At 69.5% G+C, this 510-nt stretch carries 2 protein-coding genes; one reads left to right on the top strand and one right to left on the bottom strand.

The genetic code is table 11. The features are described 5' to 3' along the window. Positions 1-331, bottom strand: a 331-nt coding sequence (locus ACJA3G_RS38480; protein ID WP_406557600.1) for a signal recognition particle receptor subunit alpha, incomplete at its 3' end; no start/stop codon positions are given. On the opposite strand from ACJA3G_RS38480, the gene ACJA3G_RS38475 reads away from it, so the two are divergent. Beyond that, positions 297-510 (top strand): signal recognition particle receptor subunit alpha (locus ACJA3G_RS38475; protein WP_406557599.1); only part of this gene is annotated, 214 nt, incomplete at its 3' end. The two genes, ACJA3G_RS38480 and ACJA3G_RS38475, sit on opposite strands and share 35 nt — an antisense overlap.

The following is a 510-nucleotide window of genomic DNA, read 5'->3' as shown; positions in this document are numbered from 1 at the left end:
TACCGGCGCCCTGGAGGCCGGCGAGCATGATGACCGTCGGGGCGGTCTTGGCGAACCGCAGCCGGCGGGTCTCACCACCGAGGATGGTGATGAGCTCCTCGTTGACGATCTTGACGACCTGCTGGGCGGGGTTGAGCGCCTGGGAGACCTCGGCGCCGGACGCGCGCTCCTTGACCTGCTTGATGAAGGCGCGGACGACGGGCAGGGCGACGTCGGCYTCGAGCAGGGCGATACGGATCTCGCGTGCCGTGGCGTCGATGTCCGCCTCGGACAGGCGGCCCTTGCCCCGGAGGTTCTTGAATGTCGCGCTGCCCGTCGTCCGCGCCTTCATCAAGCAGGTCAAGGAGCGCGCGTCCGGCGCCGAGGTCTCCCAGGCGCTCAACCCCGCCCAGCAGGTCGTCAAGATCGTCAACGAGGAGCTCATCACCATCCTCGGTGGTGAGACCCGCCGGCTGCGGTTCGCCAAGACCGCCCCGACGGTCATCATGCTCGCCGGCCTCCAGGGCGCCG

This window comes from Streptomyces sp. YS-3 (assembly GCF_045257485.1).
In the GTDB taxonomy this organism is placed as follows: Bacteria; Actinomycetota; Actinomycetes; order Streptomycetales; family Streptomycetaceae; genus Streptomyces.
This window is presented reverse-complemented; position numbering and strand designations above follow the sequence as displayed.